At 36.3% G+C, this 5,832-nt stretch carries 3 protein-coding genes; all 3 read right to left on the reverse strand.

Annotation, left to right across the window (positions count from 1 at the left end; all coding sequences use genetic code 11):
• Window positions 1–388: 388 nt before the first annotated feature.
• Window positions 389–991 (reverse strand): hypothetical protein, encoded by a 603-nt coding sequence (locus tag K1X82_14505; GenBank protein ID MBX7183320.1) that lies wholly within the window; start codon window positions 989–991, stop codon window positions 389–391.
• Entirely contained in the window at window positions 988–3,975 is a 2,988-nt protein-coding gene (locus K1X82_14510) for a T9SS type A sorting domain-containing protein (GenBank protein ID MBX7183321.1), read from the reverse strand. Before K1X82_14510 ends, K1X82_14505 begins: the two co-directional genes overlap by 4 nt.
• 19 nt (window positions 3,976–3,994) lie before the next feature.
• A partial coding sequence (locus K1X82_14515) for a hypothetical protein (GenBank protein ID MBX7183322.1) occupies window positions 3,995–5,832 on the reverse strand: 1,838 nt, incomplete at its 5' end.

Raw genomic sequence — 5,832 nt, forward strand, 5'->3', positions numbered from 1 at the left:
ACTACTGTAACCAATATAAAACCTATTTAATTTACTTGAATAAAGGATGTATACATAAAACATAGAAAATGAATTTTTGTAATAATAAAAAAAGCCCCATTTGGAGCTTTCTTCTTTCTGTGGAGCCAGTGGGAGTCGAACCCACGACCTCTTTCCCGAATTGATTTCGGGACATGCAAACGCTCTAGCCAGCAGAGCTTAAACTGAAAAACTTTAAAGAACTATTGACAATAAAAAAAGCTCCAATTGGGAGCCTTTTTCATTTAGTGGAGCCTACGAACCAAATGTCGAACACCTTGGTGGAGGAAATGAGGAGGTTGGGGAGGATTAACTGGAATAAATTTTAGAGAATTAAATCTTTGCATTTTGTCTGCCATGGTTAAATAAATCATAAGCTATCCGTTTCCAACACCCACCAGTTATCCTCCCATTTGAAGGCAACAACACCATATTGTTTGTTGTAATAGAGTTCACTGCTGCAATCCCAGGGAGGCAAAACGGAATGATAACAATCGTTAAAGATTTTCCCGTTTAACTGAATTGAATTCATTTCGTAAGGGTTGATGGTGGAGAAATTATGACTTGAATAACACTTTGCATCATTTTCAATTAAGATGCCGAAATTTTTACTAATAGTATCAATATCAGGATAACGTCCAAATAATGAGTAATATAATCTATTAATAATTTTAGAATCAGAAATGTAATCAATGTAATAATAGTTATAATAGCTAATAACGTTATTATAATTCGTGTCTATTTTTGAATATATAGAAGATTTAAAATTTGTTAAAAGAATAGTGCTGTCCAATTCATTGCAATGATAATAAATACTGTCAAAGTTTTTAAAATTATTAATGAAGGTGTAATCATTACTTGAAAGCGTATCATAACTGTAGGTGTATTCAATTTTGCTTTTTTGTATGCTTTCCTTTTTGCAAGAGACTATTAGATAAAGAATAAGCAAGTAAATAAGTTGAATCCTTTTCATTGAATTGTCAGTTTAAAATTGTGTTTCTCCTTTCCTTCGGTTTCAGAAATACTTAGGAAATAAATTCCTTTAGCAAAATCGTTCGTTTTTATAATAGTTGCTTCTTCAAATAAGCGACCACTCCTTACCACCTGCCCCAATGAGGAATAAACGAAATAGTCATATTTTCCAAAGTTGCCTGATTTTCTATCTATAAAAAAATATTCACCAGCCGGAATGGGATATACTAAAAATGAATTATTTTCAACTGTTTGTGCATGAATAAAAGCAGGTTCATTTATTCCATTTGTAATATAGTGACAGTCCTTTATATGAATTACCACTTCCATTGTATCTTTTTTAATGGTTATTGCAGTTAGTCTGTATGAGGTGTTGTTATTGAATACTAAGGTTGTGTCCCGTATCCTTTCTCCGCTAATATACAATTCTTTCGGATAAAGTTTGAACAAATTGAGGATTTGACCCAAGCTTGTACCTGAACAAATATTTATTTCTCTGGTCGGTAAGGCAGTTTGTTCCCCATTAGAACTTTTGAAATCGGAGTATTTTGGCCAAACCTTAAAGGCAATGTCATGAGTGGTTGTTAGGTCCGGTGTTTGTACGAATAATGTCCCGAAAGCAGTATTGGTTTCTTCGATATTTCCAACCGGATCGCCCGTTTGCGTATCGAACCATTGCACATTATAAATTATGGATGCATCTGTGTCGAAATTTTCAAAAAGGAGTACTCTTGGATTAATGGAATATATTGAATTTGCTTCATCTTGACAATCAGGGTCGTCGCTTGGACAAAAAGTCCTTTGATGATCGTTTCCAAAATAAAAACAATCCCCTGGTTCATTTGCCCAATAAGCACTTCGGTTATGAACCCATCCCATAATTTGGGTATTTTGTTGATTTTGTAAATATAAGCATTCGATATGGTCATCAGCAGGGGTAAGATTTAGATTATAGGAGCTTGTGGTATGGTGCGGGGTAAAGTTATTCCATTCAAAATCCACCCCTTGCATGAATTTTGAAATCCCGGTATAGTTGACATAATCGCCCCAGTAATAATAATCCATCCAATTCCAATGCATGATGGTTCCCAAAGTTCCGGACATGGCTGATGCCCAAAGCTCATTGTGCAATCCCCACCTATCACAAGCATATAATTCACGTAACGGTGTGCCACCTTCTCCGATTAATACTGGTTTGTGATAGTCATTCCACAGTGTTTTTACATTTTCATTTAATGAAAGTCCATAGTTCCGTGCAGAACCATAGTTGTATGCGTTAACATCAACAAAATCAATTAAATCAGAATCAAATGGTTCATCCTCTGGAAAAGTAATAGGCCATGTTAAATAACTATATGTAACTAAATGTGGATCTCTTAGGCCTTGTTTTAAGTATGCTGCTGCACTTTCAATCCAGTTTCTTCTATATTGTCTTACCTCGGGATTACCATCACAACACCAATTAATTTCATTAAATAATTCGTAAGCTAAAAGATGAGGCCCATAACCCCATCTTGAGGAAATATACCTTAGCTTTCTATTATAGTATTTAGCTATCCCAGGATTATTAAGATTAAAAAAATCCGTTAAGTAATCCACCCCAGAGGTGCGTCCGTAATTTAATGGATGGGATGAACGATAGGGGTTTCCATAATTGGTCCCACCCGATGGGTACCAATTGTCTGGCATCCATGACCAATCTGCGCCACCAATATCTGAACATGGCCTTGGTTCATCTTCAGCTAAGGCAAAACCAGGTTGATCTACATATAAATGAAAGTAGGCATTGTTTTTTTCAATAAATTCAATTTTTTCATCCAATTCCCATGCATTCATTTGCCTTGTTACAGCAAATGGACTGGTGTTTATATTATTATTACTATAAACTAACTCATCAGGAATATAACGAGAAGCATAGTTCCCTAATTCTTCTCTTTCTATTCCAAATGGACCGGGTTTCATCATAAGTTCTGTGTAATTTCCTCCTTTTTCAAAAAACTCTTCTAACATTTCCTTATGAAGTCTATCTGATTGGGGGTAATGATGCATGCTAACATTATCGATATTTAGCGCTGTTAAAAATAGTGATTCACCGGACTCTTTATACTTCAAATATTTTGAATTGTTATCTAAAACAAGGTAACCTTTATCTTCAGACTCGGTTACCATAAAATCCCCATAATATTCTCCAATCAAAGTCGAATTGTTATTTACGTATATTTTGATAGAGTAAGTCCAATACCCTAAATAATCTGGCGAATACCTTATTCTAAAATTATATAGATTTGAACTTATTTTATGCCAACGATCACCGTAGGGATTATGGGGTTCATGAAAATTCATATTTAATGGATCTGTCGGGTCATCATTTAAATGAAATTGAGGAGAATTTGAATTTAAAACTCTCTCATATTCTTCATAATAAAATCCATATCTTTCAATTGTTCTGTTGTCAGGTGAATGAAACTCAGCGATGATATTTAATTCTTCTTGGTCAAATGGATTTATTGTATTAGGTTTTGATTCACAATCCTCAGTTGTCCGATTGCAATTAAGAAAATCATTAATTTTGTTATTATAAATTGTTGGTAATGATATTCCTAATTCAAGTTTTTTATATTTAGGAACCAACCCAGGATTCTCTATCGGTTCAAACCAAGCAATATTAAAATTCTTGGGAACTATACGTGCGTTCAAATAAGCTTGGTTGCCAGGAGAGAAATTGCCTAAGTGAACACCAGGTTTAAAAACAATTTTGTTCTGGGCCTTTAAATCAACTTTAGCAGAGCCATTTACAATAAAATTTGCTAGTAATTGCGGCCTTGGTGCTTCAATTACTCCATATTCCTTTAATTCAACACCTGCGGAAATAGTACCTGACAAATAAACTGGAATATTCGTTGGCATAGATTGGTTTGTAGGAACCTGACTAAAGGAGTGATAAGTCCAAGATAATGCTACAATATAAAAAAATAGTCTCTTCATAGGATTTCTTTTTAGCAAACTACTTTTGTTCGGTTTTAAGCATTTCTATTTCATTTTTCAATTGGATAACATATAATGTTAGCTCTTCTATTTTTTCTAATAGAATTGCTTCCATTTCCCCAATTGAAACTCCAAATTCCTTAACGTATTTTGCATTGGGCAATCCGGGAAGATGATTGTTTCTTTGAATATAATCAGAAACTTCATCTAATGTTATTAATTTATAAGATTTTCCGAAAACATAATCAGGCCATTCCGAATGCAGTTGCACTTGGACTTCCTCAGTGATTATTTTTCCATTTACTGCTAGCTTATAATCAAGAGGAATATTATTAGTATTTATACCAATTTGCCCCGTAATTCCACTAACAAACAACCTACTACCTGTGATTTCAACTTCTCCATCCAATTTAAAATTACCCAAAACATGCAATTTTGCTTGGGGTAAGGTAGTAATTCCAATTCCAACATTTCCAATAGCCGGACATTTAATTATATCATTGGTGTAAGTTGCAAATTGATTGTAAACATTACCCCATCCGAAGGTTGGAGAACAGCCTGAACCTGGTTTAAAGCTAGGTCCACTTTTTAATATTCCGTCTGTACCAATTGATACTAACTTAAATTCCTGATTTGGATCTGTTGCCTCTGCCATATTCGGCACTTTCACCATTCCTGAAAATTTTGCAGGCCCATTCACCTCCACGCCCCCACTAGCCTTCAACTTCAACTGCGGCTGTGGGTTATTCGCTCCGTTGCTTTTCAGCACCACATCCACACTGTCCTTTGTTCCAATATAAGCTGTTGTATCAAGACCTATATTTCCATTCAATGCCCAACCCTGGGTAAATGGTTTGGGTTTTTCGAGGATAATGGTTGAACTTGTAACACAGCCCAAGGCATCAGTGGCAACCAATTTATTAAGCACCCCAGGCGTAATTTGATTTATACTTGAAGCTGTTGAAAATGGACTTAAACCCTCCCCTGTAAAAGGTTCGCCTTCGTCAATTTGCATAATTGATGCTCCTTCTAGTTTCATTCCTCTTGAAAAATCACCGGGAATGGAATACCATTTATAGGATATAGGTTGGTTAACATTTCCAAGGTCCGCACTTAGCTGTGCATCGGTGCAGGTGTCGCAACTGAAATAGTAGCCGTTTGGTCTAACTTCCCCCGTAACAAACACTTCAGGTGTTCCCGGCTTGTTCATGTTAATGTTCTGGGAAAGATTGGCACTACAACCTCCTGCATCTGTTACGCTTATACCCACATTCCCTGCACCAAAACCATGCAAGGTGAAACTCGTATCATTTACCGTGGTATCTCTTGAAAACCCAGTGGTATAACCACCCATGTTGATATTTCCGTTGATATGAAGCGCATAAGGTGAAATACCTCCTGAAAGCTGTACCTGAATTTCTCCATCTCCAACATCACATCGTGTATGGAATTCACCATATTTGGCAACTGCATTGGCTGAAATACTTAATTGTGCCGCTGGTTGGATATTTATCTGGGCAACACTTGTATCGCCATTGGCATCCACCACACTTAACCCATAGTTTGCAAAACTCGAAATATTCAAAAGATTATAGCCTTCTCCAACATTGGTTGGTTGTCCACCATTGGTGGATTGTGTCCACTGATAGGTATAATTTCCAACACCTCCACTTGCCTGGGCGAACAAAGTGGCAGAAACCGAACCGTTACAATTGTTCTGGTAGCTTACGGCAATGGCAGCCTGGAGCTGTTCGGGCTGGGTCATGCTAAATGCCAAAGAATCTACCTTGGTGCTATCGCAACTGTAAACATAGGCCATGTAATTTCCTGCACCTAGACCTGAGGCATGGTTCCCAT

This window comes from Bacteroidia bacterium, assembly GCA_019695265.1.
Lineage (GTDB): Bacteria > Bacteroidota > Bacteroidia > JAIBAJ01 > JAIBAJ01 > JAIBAJ01.

Coding starts and splice junctions, on each gene's coding strand:
- K1X82_14505 (MBX7183320.1), bottom strand. CDS start 991: ATGAAAAGGATTCAACTTATTTACTTGCTTATTCTTTATCTAATAGTC.
- K1X82_14510 (MBX7183321.1), bottom strand. CDS start 3,975: ATGAAGAGACTATTTTTTTATATTGTAGCATTATCTTGGACTTATCAC.